This is a genomic window from Streptomyces sp. Ag109_G2-15 (assembly GCF_900215565.1).
In the GTDB taxonomy this organism is placed as follows: Bacteria; Actinomycetota; Actinomycetes; order Streptomycetales; family Streptomycetaceae; genus Streptomyces; species Streptomyces diastatochromogenes.
The window spans coordinates 3,667,156-3,683,121 of sequence record NZ_OCNI01000001.1 but is presented as its reverse complement, the minus strand read 5'-3'; the positions used below and the strand labels follow the sequence as shown (position 1 = coordinate 3,683,121).

14 protein-coding genes and 1 tRNA gene are annotated in these 15,966 nt (G+C 66.3%); 6 read left to right on the top strand and 9 right to left on the bottom strand.

Annotated features, from left to right (window positions below):
* Positions 1 to 857: 857 nt before the first annotated feature.
* The 3 genes from CRP49_RS16575 to CRP49_RS16565 all read right to left on the bottom strand — a co-directional run bounded on the left by CRP49_RS16575 (position 858) and on the right by CRP49_RS16565 (position 4,776).
* On the bottom strand, positions 858 to 1,409 hold the full coding sequence (locus tag CRP49_RS16575) for a hypothetical protein (RefSeq protein WP_097254058.1): 552 nt from the start codon (positions 1,407 to 1,409) through the stop codon (positions 858 to 860).
* A 507-nt stretch (positions 1,410 to 1,916) separates the two neighbouring features.
* Positions 1,917 to 2,975, bottom strand: coding sequence for a CBS domain-containing protein (locus CRP49_RS16570; protein WP_097254057.1), 1,059 nt, complete (start codon positions 2,973 to 2,975; stop codon positions 1,917 to 1,919).
* Positions 2,959 to 4,776 (bottom strand): DUF262 domain-containing protein, encoded by a 1,818-nt coding sequence (locus tag CRP49_RS16565; protein WP_097257400.1) that lies wholly within the window; start codon positions 4,774 to 4,776, stop codon positions 2,959 to 2,961. The genes CRP49_RS16570 and CRP49_RS16565 overlap by 17 nt, the downstream gene beginning before the upstream one ends.
* 910 nt (positions 4,777 to 5,686) lie before the next feature.
* On the opposite strand from CRP49_RS16565, the gene CRP49_RS16560 reads away from it, so the two are divergent.
* The 5 genes from CRP49_RS16560 (at position 5,687) to CRP49_RS16540 (ending at position 9,961) form a co-directional block, all read left to right on the top strand.
* Positions 5,687 to 6,160: a hypothetical protein gene (locus CRP49_RS16560; RefSeq protein WP_097254056.1), complete on the top strand. Its 474-nt coding sequence runs from the start codon at positions 5,687 to 5,689 to the stop codon at positions 6,158 to 6,160.
* Positions 6,161 to 6,439: 279 nt separating this feature from the next.
* Complete coding sequence (locus tag CRP49_RS16555) at positions 6,440 to 7,117, top strand: hypothetical protein (protein WP_143669996.1); 678 nt, start codon at positions 6,440 to 6,442, stop codon at positions 7,115 to 7,117.
* A 271-nt stretch (positions 7,118 to 7,388) separates the two neighbouring features.
* Positions 7,389 to 8,252: an integrase gene (locus tag CRP49_RS16550; protein ID WP_143669995.1), complete on the top strand. Its 864-nt coding sequence runs from the start codon at positions 7,389 to 7,391 to the stop codon at positions 8,250 to 8,252.
* Positions 8,245 to 9,672 carry a hypothetical protein gene (locus tag CRP49_RS16545; RefSeq protein WP_097254053.1) on the top strand — a complete coding sequence of 476 codons (1,428 nt, stop codon included), beginning with the start codon at positions 8,245 to 8,247 and terminating at the stop codon, positions 9,670 to 9,672. Before CRP49_RS16550 ends, CRP49_RS16545 begins: the two co-directional genes overlap by 8 nt.
* A gap of 216 nt (positions 9,673 to 9,888) precedes the next feature.
* Positions 9,889 to 9,961 (top strand) — tRNA-Arg (locus CRP49_RS16540).
* Positions 9,962 to 10,051: 90 nt separating this feature from the next.
* On the opposite strand, the gene CRP49_RS16535 is transcribed toward CRP49_RS16540, so the two are convergent.
* From CRP49_RS16535 to CRP49_RS16515, 5 genes are read right to left on the bottom strand one after another with little or no spacing between them, the layout of a single operon-like run.
* Complete coding sequence (locus tag CRP49_RS16535) at positions 10,052 to 11,176, bottom strand: tyrosine-type recombinase/integrase (RefSeq protein WP_097254052.1); 1,125 nt, start codon at positions 11,174 to 11,176, stop codon at positions 10,052 to 10,054.
* Positions 11,176 to 11,394 (bottom strand): helix-turn-helix domain-containing protein, encoded by a 219-nt coding sequence (locus tag CRP49_RS16530; protein WP_179851645.1) that lies wholly within the window; start codon positions 11,392 to 11,394, stop codon positions 11,176 to 11,178. The genes CRP49_RS16535 and CRP49_RS16530 overlap by 1 nt, the downstream gene beginning before the upstream one ends.
* Positions 11,388 to 12,812 (bottom strand): replication initiator protein RepSA, encoded by a 1,425-nt coding sequence (gene repSA / locus CRP49_RS16525; protein WP_373560352.1) that lies wholly within the window; start codon positions 12,810 to 12,812, stop codon positions 11,388 to 11,390. Before repSA ends, CRP49_RS16530 begins: the two co-directional genes overlap by 7 nt.
* Positions 12,809 to 13,039, bottom strand: coding sequence for a hypothetical protein (locus tag CRP49_RS16520; protein ID WP_097254051.1), 231 nt, complete (start codon positions 13,037 to 13,039; stop codon positions 12,809 to 12,811). Before CRP49_RS16520 ends, repSA begins: the two co-directional genes overlap by 4 nt.
* The gene (locus CRP49_RS16515) at positions 13,036 to 13,410 is read right to left on the bottom strand and encodes a hypothetical protein (protein WP_097254050.1); all 375 of its coding nucleotides are present in this window, start codon (positions 13,408 to 13,410) and stop codon (positions 13,036 to 13,038) included. Before CRP49_RS16515 ends, CRP49_RS16520 begins: the two co-directional genes overlap by 4 nt.
* Before the next feature lie 228 nt (positions 13,411 to 13,638).
* Between CRP49_RS16515 and CRP49_RS16510 the strand changes: the two genes are divergently transcribed.
* Positions 13,639 to 14,373, top strand: coding sequence for a GntR family transcriptional regulator (locus tag CRP49_RS16510; protein WP_097254049.1), 735 nt, complete (start codon positions 13,639 to 13,641; stop codon positions 14,371 to 14,373).
* A 507-nt stretch (positions 14,374 to 14,880) separates the two neighbouring features.
* On the opposite strand, the gene CRP49_RS16505 is transcribed toward CRP49_RS16510, so the two are convergent.
* Positions 14,881 to 15,690, bottom strand: a complete 810-nt coding sequence (locus CRP49_RS16505) for a DUF6551 family protein (RefSeq protein ID WP_097254048.1) — start codon at positions 15,688 to 15,690, stop codon at positions 14,881 to 14,883.
* Positions 15,691 to 15,966 lie beyond the last annotated feature (276 nt).

The window sequence follows — 15,966 nt, the reverse complement described above, 5'->3', positions numbered from 1 at the left end:
GTCGGGTGGTTTGGGGTCGTCGGGTGGTGTGGGGCTGTCGGGTGATGTGGCAGGGACGCCCTCGGCACCGGACTTGACTCTTTCTTGCCGGAGCCAACGGTCGGCTGCCGCTCTGGTACCGCTGTTCGCGCGGTCGTCCCCGGGGTTGCCTCGCCGCCAGCTGTAGGGGCTGAAATGTGGGTTTCGCCGCCGCGCGAATCCGGCACAAACCGCTGAGGCAACTCCGGAAACTTCGGCGCCTCCAGCGCGTTGATCTGCTCCGTCGATGCCGTGTACGACTGGGCGAGCTTCATCATCAGCCCGCCGGCCTCGGCGCGGGAGTTGGTGTACGAAGTCTTGGCCTTCGTAACCGCGGAATCCGACGGACCGCCGTCGTGACTGCCGACATCCGTCGCCTTCGCCGCGTGCGCGTCCAGCACCGAGCGCGCGCTGACACTCTGGTTCCGCAGCATTTCCAGCTGCGGCTTGACCTCGTGCAGGGTGTCCGCCGCGTGCCCTAGCCACTTGCCCGCATTCTCGCTGTAGTCACTCAGGCTCAGTGTGGCCAGCGCGGCCTGGTTGCACCAGATCCGGAACGCCTCACCGCCCTCACCTTCCCACTCGACGGCCAGGCTGTGAGTCAGCAGATCGCCGCCGATCTCCTCGATCGTCTCAGCAGCCTCCGTCAGGAGCGTACCGAGGCCGCTGACCGTCGGCCCGTCGGCGGGCTCGACCATGGCCCACAACTGTTCAGGGTCCTGGGCAAAGAACCGGGTTTGACTGATCGACTCCCACATGCCGCCGACAAAGTCAGACATGGAGCCGTACCGCCTTTCCCGTTGTGGACGCCCCACCGCACTGCCACGGCGCTACAAACATCACAGATCACCGGCCTGCGAGTCCGACTTGGAACCGTGCCGGCCCCGGCTGGGCCCGCCCACCCCACTATTAGCGTGTCCCTCCGCTCCCGGCCGAGCCCCATCAACGGCCAGCTTGTCGGCCTCGACGCGGATTCGGTGAAGGCGAGCGCGAACGCCGTCATCGAGATCGTGATAGTTGCTCTTCGACGCGTCCACCGTGACCATCAACCCCTCGATCTGCAACGCCAGCATCCTGGACAGGTGCTCCAGTCGGGAATGCACACTGCTGTAGGCGTTGTGGAGCGCGTTGGCCTCCCCGAAGTTGCCCAACCGTCCCGTCGGCAGGGCTCCGTCCGAGATCCTGTGCGGGGCAGCCTTCGACTCCTCCAGGCGGGTCAGGAGGTCATCAACCCGGTTCTTGAAGGTCGTCAGAGTCTCGCCCTCGACACGCAGCTGGGCCATGGCGGCACCGACGGCTGCGATCGGCACGATGCCAGACGCGGCAAGCGCACTTGCCGACGCTTCCGCCGCAGCAGCAACTGCCTGCGGGTCCTCCCCCTTGTCGGCCACCACACCCTCCCCCGGACAACCGGCCGCCAGCAAGCACACTCAACCACTCGCTGTGTCGCACCCCTGTCGATTCCGTGAGCAACAGAAGTAACTTAGGTACGATAGCTGCGATCTCAGCTCTCGGCGGAGTCCTGACGTTCCAGCAGGTCACTGCTGGCTGAAAGATGACCATGGCTTACATCACAGCTGGCCTTTTGCTCCCGTATAAGGCCGAGCTGCTTAATTAGGTACAGAGCGGCCTCCCTGGTGGTCCTCACCCCGGAGCTCACAGTCCCCGCCCCTCGTTCCACACCTCGTACTCGGGGCCGATGGCGCAGCCCTTCCGCCGGGAGCCGACCCTATTCGCGGGGCTTTCCTGCTCGCCGCAGGTTGCGTCCTTGGAAGTGGCGTACGGGTTCGGAGCGGTTGTCAACCCCACCCTTGCTGCTGAGAGTGGGGTCAGCCGCGCGATGCACCCTTGCTACGGGCAGCAGCATTGCCGCCCTCGGCATTAACAGCGCTCCACCTTCAAGCGCCGGTGGTCGTTCCGTAGTCCGGATCGTAGAGCCGCAGCATGCCTACGAAGCGGTCGAGCAGGTCCAGTTGTTCAGATCTGAGTGAGGGTGCATTGAAGTGCATGACCGTGTTGCGGACGTCCTTCACGCGGCTGAGTAGTCCGATGAAGTGGGCCCTGTCTACACCGGGCCAGCCGAGTTTGTTCCAGCGTTCCTCGTTGTCCAAGAGCCGGATGTACTCACCGAACATCATCTCGTCGACGGAGCTCTTCTTCTTGTGTACCTTCTGGACGTCTGCCTCGCTGTAGACCCGACCCAGACAACGCCGCAACCGTCGTTCGATCTCCCCCAGAGTGAAGAAGGGCCGAGCGACCGTACCGAACTCGCCAGCCAGATCAGCTGATGTGACGATGCCGCTCACCCTCCCGTCCGCGGCTCGGACGAGAACGAACTCATGGGCACGGATGAGTGGCAGCACCGGCAACAGGTGGGCGGAGGCGTTGACGATCTCGTACTCGCCGCTGATTGCGCTGGTCAGGCAGGGCTTGCGTCCGGTCGCATGCATGTGGGTGATCGACGCCCAGGTGACGACCCCGTGCAGAGTCCCTGACGCATCGATCACGGGGAGTTGTGAGTAGCCGTGCTCGGCCATCCTCCCTATCGCCAGCGGTAGCGGATCGTCAGGCGCGATCGAGGTGACGCCGTGAGCGCACGGCAGGTCGTGGACCCGCATGGCCGCCTGCGGGAACATGCCGACCGGTTCCTCAAGATCCTCGAAGTCCTCAGGGATCTCGGTGCCGTCGGCCGACTTCGGTTCAGTCCCGCTGTCCGCAGCGCCGGTGCCGGCAGCCGTCTCCTGCTCACGAGGGACGGGGACGATCACAACCTCGTCATCCAGAGAACCGGACCCGAAGTCCGGCACCGTGGTCAGACCGAAGCCCTTCAGATCGAGTTGGATCTGCGGGACGGACGCGTGGTCTCGGATCCGGAAACCCCACAGGTTCAGCAGGCTTCGGATCGACAGGGCAGCACCTTCAAGCCCCTTGATAGTCGCGTCATCCGGCGTCGACATCGCCTGCCCCCTCGCGGACCGCGGACTTGCCCATCTGCCGTTCCACGAGTTCCAGAAGCCTGGCCGTCCTGTCCCGGTAGAACGCCTCGAAGTCGTCCGCACGCAGCGTCTTGGGGTCGATGAGATGGGTGCCGACAATGTCGTCGAACCAGTCGCCCGGACTGCCGGTATGCCGTTCGAAGGACTGCAGGTAGACCGAGGGCGCACTGGTCCCCATGGTCTGTTGCGCCCGGTAGGACAGTGGGGTCTTGTTCACGATGCTGGTCATCCACGAGCCATCCACGCCGTTGTGCTCGAACCAGGCCTTCGGGAAGACCTGGCGGATGTCCACGTACTGCCCGATCAGGGACTGCTCATTGATCGGCTCTCCGTGGAAGAGCCAGTCGATCGCCCCCTCCTTGAGGAGCAGCGCATGGATGCCCTTGTAGGCGGCGCTGTTGCGAGAGGTGAGCCGGTGCAGGCGCTGTTCCTGGAAGGTCGATTCCGTGATGGTGTCGGGCTCCTGACCGCCGTCCCGGATCCAGCCGACCACCTGCTCCACGTCCCGGACGAACCGGGTGTCCGTGACACCCCCGTAGAGTTCGCCGAGCACACCGCACCAGTACCAGCGTGCGAGCCTCTCCTGGACGCCTGGTTCTTGTACCGCGTCCCCGAGAATGACACCGATTGCCGCGAGGGGCACTACCTGGGATCCGTACGGCAGGTCGCGTTCGCGGAACACGTACTGTGAGGCCAGGAACCGACCGGCCCAGGACAACGCCTCCGCCGTCTTCGGTGCGATCTGCGTGTAGTCGGACAGCGGAAGATGCAGTAGATCGCGGCGCTTACAGCTCACCGCCGGCGCGTTCGTCGCCCCGGGATTCGCCGTCAAGAACTCGTGTTTGCGTCGGTACGTCCGCACTAGCGCGATGGCCTGAAGGAAATCGAGGCTCGTGAGCCCGGTTTCCTGACCGCTGTCCTTGTCCAGAGTCCCGAACACCGGGTGGTCCGAGCACAGTTTGCCCTTGATGGACCGCCAGTCCTCGATGAGGCTGAAGTCCTCACCCCCGTTGCGCTCCGCAAACTGCGTGTCCCCCGCATAGGTCGCCGTAAGCAGCTCAAAGACGTTGAGGACGACGCCACCGGTGTTCACCCGCTCGAAGACCGAGCACACCGCTTCTTTACGGGTCTCCTTCGGCAACCGGATCAGCGGCACCTTGAATCCTTTGACGGTGTCGATGACCCTGGCCTGGAACGCCGACCACAAGTCCCAGCGATCGTCGCCAGCGCTGACATAGATTCGCTGCCACTTACCGGTCTGCTCCGGCTCGAAGATCAGGTTCAACGGGAACAGGCCGCCCGCACACTCTTTCTCCCGAGACGTGAGGTCCCAGGCCGTGCCACGACCGAACGCGCCTCGCACGATCCTGTCCTCTGGAACAGACAGGATCGCTTCATCCCGGTCCGCCGTGTCGTCCACCGCCTTGGCGATGTCGATGTAGTACCAGCGCTTGAACGGCTTGTTCCGCGCACCGGTCGTCTCCACGGGACGGTCCGACTTGAGCGCCTGGAACAAAGACGTCAGCCGTTGCTGCCCGTCGAGCAGCAACTGCTCTGGGACGACGAGCGGGCCGACCTCGGTGCCATGCAGCGGGCGAGCCTTGAACTGGGCCTCGCCACCAGTCTCCAGCGTCATGGCAACACCCAGCGGATAGTCGAGTGTCACAGTCGCCAGCAGAGCACTGATCCGATCGTCGTCCCACTTCCACTGCCGCTGGAAGTCCGGGAGCTGGATCCTCCCCGCCGCAACATCGTCCAGCATCTTGCCCAGGCTGGGCCCATCGAGCGCCACCCCACACCCCCCAGTGACAAGGACGCTCCTCTGCGTCACAGGGGAGACATGCTAGTAGCAGGCGTTCAAGGGACGCACGGTCGTGAGGAGACTCGGGGCCCATCCGCGCGGATGCGTTCTACGACGGTAGTGCCGACTCGACTTCCAGAGGCCTGAGCGTACGGATTGCTGCGGCTCCAATCACGGTTGGCAGACGCCGGCGAGGCCGGATGGTTGGATCTCCGCACACACCCCAAGCCAGTGGAGGGCGCGCCTCAGCAAGGTGGCTCGCTCCCTCGGTCCGTGGTGTGCCACTCGGCTTCGAGTCGGCGGCGGTACGGCCGGTTGGGTCCACGGAAGGGTCTTACGGGTTCGACCTGATCCGTGGGTTGCTCCGGCGTCTGGCTGATGCCCGCATAGACGAACGGCCACCGGCTGATTTTCGGGGTGTCGAAGCCCGAAGGAGATCAACTCCTTGAATGCGCAGCCCCACCGCGCCTGGTCACATGCATAGCCCCCGCTCCTCAGGAGGCCCCACAAGTCACACGTCCCTCCCGCCTGCCCAAGCATCTCGCGCACCTGAAAGGCGCGCGGCGACAGCGACCGCCCGCAGCCCGAAGTCCGAGGCACCACCCCCATCTCGTTCCAGCGCATCTGCATCAACGAGAGCGCTCGCTTGGCCGCAGCCCGAGTGCGTTCCCTTCGCGGTGCGAAGTGCATTCAGACGCATGCATGTTCATCTTCCCTGGTCAGCGCACGTGCATCCAGAGCGGTCAGTCGCGCGCACCTAAGGCTGAATGCACATCCAACAGTCTGGAGGACAGCGGGAGTTGTTGTTGTCTATGCTGTCGCCGCAGATCATGAACTCCGCAGCTGACGTCGGCAGGGAAGGGGAGGTGCGGTGACCGACATCAATGCCTCCACGCACGACTTCCTAGATCAACTCAGCCGCCAGACAGATGAGTTCAGGAAGGAAGTCGAGGAAGCTCGGCGTGAGCGCGACGAGGCAGCAGCACGGCTCGTCACCCTCGAGAAGCGGCTGGCTGACAGCGCAGAGGCGCTGCGTGCCATGCGGTTCTACGCTGGCGACATCGCACAGGACACCACGAGCGACACGGAAGCTGGCCCCGCCAACGGCCAGGGCGACGCCCGACCGCGTTCGATCGAGGAAGCCATCCTTCAGGTGCTGCGCACAGAAGGCGCCCTGTCCCCGCTGGACATTTCGCTGGGGGTCAACGCGCTCGGCCTGGCGAGCCCTGCCTCCAGCGTCCGGGCCCGCCTCAGCAAGCTCATCCAGCGAGGAGCCCTCCAGCGCGACGACAAGTCCAGGTACTCACTCGTCGCGGCAGGAATGGAGGCCACCCGGGCCCCATAACGACCCCCACCACACAGATCGGCCGCCGCAAGTCGCGAGCCCACGGCGGCCGATGGCGCATGCCCCAGACAAGGGTTCACACACCGGCGGCCAGCCTAGGCCATTCCGTCGGACCGACGTGAGCCCTTTCCGAAACAGCCGCCGGTCTTCCCGGCGACCAACGGAACAAGGACCCACAAAGTGAGCACTTCCCCATCCGGGTCAACCGGACGCTCCGGCGGTAAGAGCGCCCGAAGCCGCAGCGCAAAAGCGGCTTCTGACACCAAACCTTCCTACCGCATGCCGGCCGTCGGGATCCAAGCCGACCGACAGATGGACCTCCTGGCCGCTGCGGTTGCCACGTGCGCAACCGGCCGTTCGGCCGTCAAGATCCGCGACTTCGTCCGGGAGACCGGACTGGAGCAACGCAACATCACCCCCGCTCTGCGCTTCCTGACCGACACCGGCCTGCTGACGTCGGGCCCAGCCGGATGGACGCCGACCATCGCCGGCGTGCGCGTGGGGCAGTCGTGGACCGCCAACCGCGAGGCCGCCCGGACAGTCTTTGGGGAAGTCTGGCGTGACTCCTGGGTGTACCGACTACTGATCAGCTCCGTGCAGCCGGGCGTCGCATACGGCGTCGAGGACATCGCCAAGGCCATGAAGCCCTACCGGACCTCCACCCTGTCTCCGTGGGTCCACCTGGTGGACTGGCTCGAGCTCGCTCGCTACGTCGAGCGCGACGGCGACGGAAACCTGCGCCTGTCGAAAACCGCCGACGTCGACGCCGAAGAGGCGACTCACAACCAGAAGCAGGACCAGCCGCAGGGTCCGGCCACCGACCCGTCCGCCCCGCAACTGGGGCTGGTGCTTCCACTGAGCATGGATCAGCTCGTGAAGCTGACCGCGGACGACTACGGCGCTGTCATGCGCTCGCTCGCGACGATCTACGACGTGCTGGCCCGCCAGCGGGCCTGACAGCTCCGTCGCCGAGCCAGCGCCCCTCCCTCACCTTCATCACCTCTTTGCGTGCGAGCGTTTGCGCACCGTGAGGGATCTTCTCAGCCTGGTGTGTACTTGCACCATGCCTGGAAGGTCACCACCCATGCCCGTCTCGCGCGCGCCCAGACCCGATCGAACCTCGCCCGACGGCCCCAGCACGCCCGCGATCATCGCCGCGGACGTGACACTGGCGCATGCCGTCGAACGGACCATCACCGTTTGGACCGCCATGACTTCCCAGGGACAAATGTCCCCACAGACCAGCCGCTCCTTCGGGCAAATGCTGGAGCGCTACCAGTACTACGCACACGCCCGCGGCATCCTCCTCATCAAGGACGTCACCGTCGACTTCGCGGAGGACTTCGTCTTCGCCCAGGGCCGCACCCGGCACGGACGGATCGGCGAGTCGGCCACCGCGACCCAGCACCAGCGCCGCGCTGTCCTGCGCTCCTTCTACCGGACCCTGCGCGAGCTGGGCCTCACCGAGGCCGACCCCACCCGGGACCTCCGTCTGCCCGAGCGCACCAGAACTCTGATCCGCCCACTCGACGAGGACGAGGCCATCGCCTTGCGCCACGCCGCGGAGTACGTGACCAGACCCAGCCGGCACGCCGCAGCGGCAGCCCTCGCTCTCTCCGGCGGGCACACCGGCGAGATCGGCCACACCCGCGTGCGCGACCTCGACCAGGACGCCGCGGCCGTCTGGATGCACGGCTCCACCCGCACGGACCCACGCTGGTGCCCCCTCGACGCATGGGCGCTGCGCGTGCTCCAGGGCAGAGCCGCTTTCGTCACCCGGCAGCAGCGCAGCCCCGAAGCGGCACCCGACGCCCGGCTCGCCGTCTCCTCCGCCCCCGCGCCGGACGAACAGCTGCAGGCCCGCGCCTGTGTCGCCCTGTCCGACCTCATCCGCCGCATCGGCCTGGGCGCCGACCCACGGGTCAAACCGGCCTCCCTGACCGCGTACGCGGCAGTACGGATCTTCGACAGCACCGGAAAGATCGAGAACGTCGCACGCGGACTCGGGCTGCGTTCCCTGGACCGGGCCGCCGACCTTGTCGGCTACGACTGGGCCCACCGCGCGCCTGAGGGGCAGGCCGCCCGTGCCTGAGGACATCTTCGGAGACGCCGTCCCGCCGGCCCAGCGCACACCACGCAAACGGGCCTTCAGCGACCAGGATCGCCGCACTCTCCGCGAGCGTCTCACCGACTGCGCCTTCAACCCCGACCTCTACGAACTCGCCGAAGCACTCCCGCCACCGGGCAAGGTCGGCAGACCTCGCGACTATCCCGACGTCGCGTTCCTCTACTTCCTGGCGGCCCGCAGCGTGCTGGCCTCCGCTCGCCGTACTGCGGCGCACCTCGAAGACCCGGAAGTGTGGGCGATCCTGAAGACCGGGGTACGCGCAGAACTGGGCCGCACGGCAGCTGCGCTCCTCCCGGAAGCTGGCCCGAGCCGCTCCCAGTGGCTCCGCGCCCAGCAACGCTTGCGCGAGCACTCCCACGAGCTGTGGGACTTCTACCGCGGGCTCGCCCTCGATCAGGCGCTCGAACAGGGCATCTTTCCCGAGAACGAAACCCGGTCCTGGAGCAGCCCGCAGCGGCGCCAGCTGATAGCCGCCGACGGCACGGTCCTGAAATCCCCGACCCTGGCCCGAGCCAGTGAAAGCGTGGACATGACGACCGGCGAAGTCCGCTATCACCGCGTCGACCCCGCCTCCGTCTCGCAGAAGGAAGGCGGAGGAAACGAGGTCTACGGTCCGAAATACGTATTCTTCTCCGCCCGAAAGGATGAAAACTACCTGTCCCGGGTCTTTCTGGACTCACGATACGTGCCTCATCTTCACCCGGGCGGAGAGGCCGCCGTCGCCGTCGAAGGAGTCATGGACATCATGTCCGCAGCCCCTGGCTGCATGGGTGTCCTGTACGACGGCGCCATCCGCGGCGTACACCGCGACGCCATCGCCCGATTTGGCGGCCTCATTATCAACAAACAGCACAAGGGGAACGAGCCGCAGTTTTACGAATCGCTCCGCCCCGGTCGCTGTATCCACGAATTGTGGGCGGCCGGCGGACGTATCGCGGAGAAAGTCCACTACGCGGACGGCACCGCAGAACTCGTCCCTGCGCCGATCAAGCGACTGGAACGGCGCGGATCCCGGACAATCCGCTGGTACCACGTTTTAGCCATCCCCTGCCGCCACGGAGTCCACGAGCACAGAGTCGCTGTCGGAACGACGAGCCGAAAGGGAGAACGGTCACCCGGTCAAAGCGACGAGGAACGCGGCTTCCACCGCGCCGAGCACTTGCAGCAGATTCCGGAATTCACCCGCACCCATCAGCTGGTCTACCCCTACCGCAGTGACGCGGAGTCGGGTCACTCACAACTCGACGCCTCCCTGTGGAACGGACGTCTCATCTCCTACGGAGTGGAAGCCCAGCAACTCCTGACCCTCGGATTCGTCCTCGCCCAGAACTCGACCAGCCGCGCACTGCACGAGAGAGGCCTCCTGCTGAGCCACACGGCCTGACCCTCCCCCTCCCACCCAGCTCCTCAACACCAGCGCCTGCCCGAGCCCCGATCCGGTACCCTGTGGATCGAGCGCCCTGGCGGGCGCTGCGCCGTACCGCGCGGTCTCCGCGCGGCCCTGCGGCGTAGCAGCTTGCCCCAGGTCGCTCAGGGCTTGACCAAGAGACCTGGCCGCGACTCGTACAGCGAGATCCGCGCAAGGTTTCGCACAAGCCCCGCCTTCGTAGCTCAGGGGATAGAGCACCGCTCTCCTAAAGCGGGTGTCGCAGGTTCGAATCCTGCCGGGGGCACAAGACAAAGGGCCAGTTCAGAGGCATGATCCTCTCGAACTGGCCCTTTGCTGTGATCACGGCCGTGCCACACCCGTGCCACAAGGTCCGCTAGGACTCCGCATCACCCCGCTCTTTGCGGATCATCGAACCGAGCCGATCGGCAATCTCACGGTCACGGCCGTTGACCATGTGCTGGTAGATCAGCGCCGCGCGAGGCGTGCTGTGCCCCATCCGGGTCATCAGCTCACGCAGACTCGCACCGGACGCGGCGAGAGTGTTGCCCGTGTGCCGCAGATCGTGGAAGTGCACGTCTGCCGTGATGCCTGCCTCAGTCCTGGCCCTGATCCAGTCGTCCCGAAAGTTGCTCCTCCGCAGTCGACCGCCCCTAGGGCCAAGGAAGACGTGACCGTCACGCCCAGGACCCGCATAGGCGTCGAGGTGCTGCGTCACGTCCTGCAGGAGTTCACTCGGAAAGGCCACGGGGCGAACACCGGCGTTGGACTTCGGCGCCTTGTCGAAGAGCGATCCTGTCTGCATCTCGGCCTGCGAGCGCTGGACCACGACCACAGCACCGGCCAAGTTCACGTCCCGCCGGCGGAGCGACGCCAGCTCACCGAAGCGGAGCCCAGCGAAGGCAGCCAGGAGAACGAGCAGCCTGTAGCGCGGCGCGATCGCCTCAGCCACGGCATACACCTCCGCCACGGTGAGGACTGGCCGTTCCGGTACGTCGTAGCGGTCCGCCCCCTTGATCCGGCACGGGTTGCGTCGGATCAGCTCGTCGTCAACGGCCGTATTCAGGATCGCTCGCAGGACCTGATACGCCCTGACCACGGTCGGCTCACCCGTCCGCTGGAGGCACTCTGTACGCCAGGCCCGCACCTGAGCCGTGGTGATTGAGGACAACGGCCGCTCGGCGAAGGTGGGCAGGAGATGCAGCCGGATCGCCGACTCATGACGCTCACGCGTACGGTCCTCAAGCTTGCGGTCCTTCAGCCACGCCGTGGCGTACTCACCGAAGCGAACCTTGCCTGCATCAGGGTCGGACCACTGACCGCGGGTGATGTCCGACTCGATCAGAGTCAACGCGACCTCAGCATCGGTCTTGGTGGCGTACGTCTCCTCAGCACTCCGGAGCTGGCCCGTATTCGGGTCACGGTAACGAACCTGCCAGCGACCAGACTTGAGTTGCCGGACCGAGCCGAAGCGACGACGCTTGCCCTGCTTGTTCGCCATCAGGCAGCCCTCCTAAGCACGCCGGGTCGGACAATCACCGGCTGAACCGTGTGCTCAGCGATGTAGGCGGACACGGCGCTCTCGGGAATGCGGACGTGCCGCCCCACCTTGACGAAGACGATCCGCCGTTCCTCGATGAGGCGCCGGGGAAAGCGGACACCCGTGCCGAGCAGCTCGGCGACCTGTTGAACAGTCAGAAGTCGGTCCACGGTCACCACTCCCCCTCGGTCTCCAGATCGGACAGGTCGGCCAGGGCTTCACGTGCTGTCTCTCGGTTCAGGCGGATCTCCCTTGCGATCGTGGAGGCGAGCCAGGACTCGCCGGGGGTGTGGCCCTGCCCGGCGTAGGTCCAGTGGGCGAGCACGAGCGTGGAGCCCTCCGTGTCGTCAAGGTCTTCGGAGAGCCCGCGTTCGCGGCGTTCCTGCCGAGCGCGGTAGTCGGCGCGCACCTGGCGGAGGGCGCCGAGGGTGGTGGAGTAGCGGCGGGACTTGGTGGAGAAGTGCCCGCGGAAGCCGAGCATGTGAGCCCAGCGGGCCAACAGCCGTCCCGGATAGGCGTCGTCCAGGTCCCAGCAGGCTTCGATCAGGCGCCGGGTATGGGCGGGCAGCGGCAGCTTGTCGAGTTCGGCCAGCTCCCCGATCCGCTGATCCACAGTTCCCGTGGTCTCGGCCGCCTTCGTGGCGTACTTGGCCACGTAAGAGGCGACCGCCTGCTCGGTCAGCTCCTCCTGCCCGAGGGCACCGATCGGCTGCACGTCGACCTGCGATCCCCACCGCAGTACGCAGGCGGGGAAGTCGCCGGAGGCGGGCACCGGCACGGAGACCCGTCCGGCAGCCGCCCGGATCGCGCCATCCAGGTGAGCAGTCGTGGCCCACGTCGGCGGGGCGGTGTCGGGCCCGCCGGGACCATCGAGGCGCACCACGGCGTGGAAGTGCACGGCACCCCGCTTCTGGAACTCGGCGACCTTGCCGAAGGAGACCCGGCACACCTTCTTCAGCGCCGACTGGGTCAGGCCCGCCCGTGCCGCGATCTCCCGGCGCAGGTAGATCGTGAACCGGCGCCACAGGTCTCCGGCGAAGTTGTTCCACAAGACCGCACCCGCGTAGTCGTAGCGGCCGGGATCGAGCGCCGTTCCCAGCACCGGATCGTCGTCGGCGTGGGAGCTCCCGCAGCGGCAGCGGCCGGAGTCCGGCCGGTTGTGGACCGGGCCGAACGACGGCGCTGTGAGGGTGGCGAAGACACGGGGGTGATCCCGGACGGTTTCGGGGACGTCCTTGTGTTCGTCGCCAGTGATCCCCGCGCGGATCAGGTGGTAGGTGTCCCCGGCGTAGGTCCAGGCGCAGGCCGGGCAGCGGGAGGCCCGCCGGTTGCCGCAGGCGACCCGGAGCATGCCGCCCGGCTCCTGCTCGGTGCTGTAGGAGTAGAGGACGCCACCGGTCTTGGCGTCGCGGGTGACGGTCTGGCCTTGCAGGCGGATCGGGTGGGCGCACCCGCCGGTGCGGCGGATCTGTTCCTGCCAGCGGTCGAAACCGGGCGCGTTGGCCACGCGCAGCAGGTCGGCGAGGGTGATCGGGTCAGTGCCTAAGGAGGCCGCAGCACCGGCCACGGCCTCAGGGGCGACGGGGAAGACCGTCACGCAGCCACCTCCAGGACAACCGGGGGTGAGGCGAGCGGTGGGGACACCGGGGTCGAGTCGGGCGACGCACCGAAGGCGGCGTCGGCCGGGCAGATCAGGTCACCGTCGTGGGTCAGGACGGTCAGGCCGTCCTCCGATACCCGGCTCCAGCGGGGTGCGTGGGCGCGGCAGCCGGGGCACACCGTCGGGCGGTCCAGCAGGTCCAGGCAGGAGGCGAAGAGGCTCATGCCACCACCGCCTCAAACGCCACGGCGCGCAAGTGCCGCCGGACAGCCGCGAACTGGGCCTTCGTCAGGCTGCAGTGAATGATCCGGCGATTGTCGAACCTCTTGTAGTGCTCTGCCCAGGCTTCCGACGTGGAGGCGTCGTCGGCGCACATCTGCCAGAAGGCCACGAGATGACAGGTGCTGTTCAGCAGCGCGGGGAGGCCCCATCGGTTGGCCCCTTCGACCATGAAGGCCGCGAGCTTCTCCGGGTTGGGGCGGGGCTCGTGTACGTAGTCCGACGCGTAGAGGGCGAGCACCAGCGCCACGGATGGCAGCTGGGCTAACGCAGCCGGAGACAACGTCACGAGTGTGCCGGTCGGCTTTGCGGGCATGATGGAAGCTCCCTTCGAGGGACACGAGGGGCGGCGCGTCTGCTTGGCGGTAGGGCGCCGCCCCTTCCTGCTGCACCAGGGAGTTCAACCTCCCTAGGGAGATTGAACTCCAACCTCCCTAGGGAGGTCAACGAGTGAGTCGACCGCTCGACAGCAAGCCAACGCATCTATGGGTGCGTTAGGGTGGGGTATCACGAACCACCCTAGGGAGCCTGAGGAGCAGAGGTCATGCCCGAGACTGCGCGGCAGATCGCCGACGATCTCCGGGCGCGGATCGAGTCCGGTGAACTGACACCGGGTGATCGGTTGCCCGGCGAGCCATCACTTGTCCGGACGTACGGCGTCGCCAAGATGACTGCTAACCAAGCGCTCAAGATCCTCGTCAGCGAGGGTCTCGCCGTCGCACGAGCAGGCTCAGGTACCTACGTCAGGGAGTTCCGGCCGATTCGACGTGTCGCGAATGACCGTTTGGCCAAGTCACGGTGGTCTGCAGGTCAGTCCATCTGGTCGGCTGACGTGGCCCAGCGGCCTCTAGTCACTGACGTGCAGGTCTATGAGACAGAGGCGCCCCACCAGGTGAGCCGCTGCCTCAACCTGGAGCCCGGGGCCGCCGTCATCGTCCGTAGCCGCAAGTTCGTGGTGGAGGACCGTCCCGTCCAGACGGCCACCTCGTACCTTCCTGCTGAACTCGTACGAGGCACCGCCATCGCGCAAGAAGACACTGGCCCGGGTGGAAGCTACGCCCGACTTGCCGAACTTGGTGCCGAGCCGGTGCGCTTCAGCGAAGAGCTGCGTGCGCGCATGCCCAGTGATGATGAGCGAACCGCCCTTGGGCTTACATCAGGGACGCCCGTAGTCGAGATCTGCCGCATTGCGTACACCGCAGAGGACCGACCAGTCGAGGTCAACCAGATGCTCCTGGATGCCGGTTCCTACGTCCTTGAGTACCGACTGAGCAGCTGAGACCAGCGGCCGGTTACAGGTTTCTCTACCTCATCAAGCCCCGGCTGCGCTCCGCTCCGCCGGGCGCGCTTCCCGGCTCCGCTCCGGGCGACGCTCCTGCCTTCGGCCCGCTCCGCCCGCGCTGCGCCGACGCGCGCCCACTGGTGGATAGGGCCGGTGGCCATGAGTCGATCACCGCGTACGCGACGGTCAGAACAGTGCCTCCGGCGGGGGATCGGCCGGCACCGGGATGGAGAGGGCGCCGTCGCCGACTGCGGGTCCGTCGTGGACGATGCTGGGGGCTCCCATCCCGCACACCATCGACCCAGGCAGAGCCGAGCAGACGCGGCCCCTGGCGTCCAGGTCGTTCGTACAGTGGCGCGCTCCACCTGGACGCCAGGAACCACGCCCGCTCCACGGTGTGTGGGTCGACGGCGTACGGGATGGGCGCTGGGGAGGGTAGTGGGCTGAGGTATGAGTGAGGGCCCGGGAGTCTCCCAGGCCGTCAGCTATGAGTTTGTGGATAGATCAGGCAGCGATCCGATTCTCAGCGCGCTTGCCCTTGTTCCACTCGGAGAGGATGAGCTGGTAGCACGTGCTCACCCTCGACCCCGTTCCGCTGTGCTGCGTACCGCCCGCAGACGCAAGTGCGGTGATGTTGGCGCGCCACCGGAACGCAGGGTCTTTCTTGCCGATCTTCTCGGCAAGAGCATCGTCGTCTACGTGGTCACCATGCCGCCCCAGGAACATGCCGATGCCACCGAGCAGCATCCCGTCCCAGGTGTCCTTCGTACGCCCCCAAGCGGTCTCAGCGACCTTGAGCGTGCGCTCCAGGATCTCAGGCCCGTACTGATCGGTGATGCGGAGCACACCCGCAACCGCGCCCACGGTGTTCGTCCCGGAGGAGCCCATGGACAGGTTGCGCGCCACCAGTGCCGACTCCGTGTCAACGAAGAGGGGCAGCCCGGCGGTCAGGCCGATCCTGTACTCGTCAAGAGGCCTCGGCTTGCTCGACTCGCGGTTCTTGATCAGGAACAGCACGGCCTCTTCCATCAGATCGAGGTCATGGTGCGCTTCAGCCACCAGAGTGGAAATGCCAGAGAGCTTGGCGGCGTGCCAACGGTGCATGCCGTCGACGATGTAACGATCTCCGTTCGCGCGCTGCGACACCACGATGGTCCCGAGCGCCTCGGGAACCATGTTCTTGGCGATACCCATGGCGCGCGGTTCGTTCAGCGTGCGCTGGGCCTTGTCGTCGATCTTGAGCTCTTCGACGGGGATGCTGACCCCGTGGACGACCCGGTGCTGCGGGAGCTGGTACGGGTACTTCTTGGGCATACCTCTGCCCTCTCTGCGCCGCTCTTAGGACGTTGGCCATCTGCCAGTGAAGGGATGCGACGTGTCGTCAAGAGTGCTGGGCCAAAAGGGTGATGCAACACGTTTTACCATTTGACGCCAGATCAGGTTCCCAGTCCCCCAGACACGGACTGATCCGCCCCATCTGAGGGCGATCCCGGCGTACCTCAACAGTCGGAGCGCCGGCCACGGCAACCCTGGGTTTCACCCCCGCGGACTACCCTGAGTGGCCTACGCTTCACTCGCCCGCCAAAGTAT